The following is a 1,593-nucleotide window of genomic DNA, read 5'->3' on the forward strand; positions in this document are numbered from 1 at the left end:
TTAATGCCTCTGAATTAAGCAATGCGGAAAAAACAAAAAATTATTTAGGTTCTGTATTTAAAGAAAGGTGTAGAAAGCCCCAAGTTCTAAGCCCCGGAACAAACAACAATTGATGCAACAGAATTTTAGATAAGATTTATGGCGGAACAAACTAAAAAAGATACAATAAAAAAAGTAAATGATATTTTATTTGATCCTCTCAGTAATACTGAATTAAAAACAACAAACATACAAGCCATTACATCTAATGTTTTAGATAGTACGGCTAAAGTAGAGGTAAAAAGTGAAATAATTGAAGGAATTACTAACACAGTTGCAGGAAGCTCGCTTGAAGCTAAAGACAAAGCAGAGATTGTTAAAGGGGTAGGTGAGACTATAGCTACTCATAGTGATACCTCTTTATCCTTACCGGGTAAAGCACTTATTATTGCATCAGCGGAAAAAGGTATTGCAGAAAGTAAGACTGATTTACCTGATAAAGAGCTAATGACTAAAGGATTAGTAGACGGTATTTATGAAGGCAAAGGAGGTCCTGAAATAACTAAGGCAGTTTCTAGCGGGATCGATAATAGTAATATTAATAACTCTGAGAAAGAAGCACTTAAAAAAGCTAAAGATGCAGCGAGTGAGGCAGTTTTAGATAGAGAAACTCAAAATTTAACTGAAGGGTTAAAAGGACAGAATATAGAAGAACCCAAGCCTCGCGATGATATATATAACAAAGCCCAAGATGTAGCTAATGCATTAAAAAATGTTATTACCCCTGTTTTAGATGCTCATCCTGAAAAACGCGAAGTCTCAAAAGAAGAAGTTGTGAAAAAAACTTCAAATATATTAAATGATATCTCTAAGCTTGCAGTTGAGAAAGTCAATAATTTTCGTGCTATGCTTTCTCCAGATGGTAATCTTAAAATTCTCGAAGAAAAAAGAGCTGAATCAACAAAAAAAGTAGATGAGCTGGTAAAGGAATTTGGTACTAAATCTTCTACTGAAGAACAGCAAAGTTTCATTAAAGCTAATTTAATGTCCCCCTTCGGGGATAAGAAATCCCTCGCCTTCAGGCGAAGGGAAGATATAATGAAATTGCTTTAGCAATGAATTTATATCAAGAAACATGAGAAGTTATAGAAAGAATAGTCATAGTCAGTATGATTTAAAAGTACATCTTATATGGATACCAAAATATAGGAAGAGAGTATTGATAGGCAAAGTAGCGGAAAGGGCTAGAGATTTACTAAGGCAGATTTGTATGGAACATGAAGTATATATAATTTCAGGGAAAATATCATGTGATCACGTGCATATGTTTATCTCATATAAATCACAAATATCTCTTAGCAAGTTAGTACAGTATTTAAAAGGTAGTAGCTCAAGAATTTTATTGCAAGAATTTGCTCATTTAAGAAAACAATTTTGGGGCAATCATTTGTGGGCTAGGGGCTATATGGCGGTCAGTTCAGGTAATATAACTGATGAAATGATACAGCACTATATTGATGAACAGGAAGGTGAACCTGTGAATGATGATCGATTTCTAATCGATTCCACTTTATAACCCCTCAGCTTATAGCTGAGGGTTCTTTAGTTGATGAT

1 protein-coding gene and 1 pseudogene are annotated in these 1,593 nt (G+C 34.0%); both read left to right on the forward strand.

Going from position 1 to position 1,593, the window contains the following annotated elements:
- A pseudogene (locus REIS_RS10280) lies at nucleotides 1-1,089 on the forward strand (Sca4 family spreading effector); the annotation flags it as partial.
- A gap of 25 nt (nucleotides 1,090-1,114) precedes the next feature.
- Entirely contained in the window at nucleotides 1,115-1,555 is a 441-nt protein-coding gene (gene tnpA / locus REIS_RS10285) for an IS200/IS605 family transposase (RefSeq protein ID WP_008579210.1), read from the forward strand.
- The last annotated feature ends 38 nt before the right edge of the window (nucleotides 1,556-1,593 follow it).

Source organism: Rickettsia endosymbiont of Ixodes scapularis (assembly GCF_000160735.1).
GTDB lineage: Bacteria > Pseudomonadota > Alphaproteobacteria > Rickettsiales > Rickettsiaceae > Rickettsia > Rickettsia tamurae.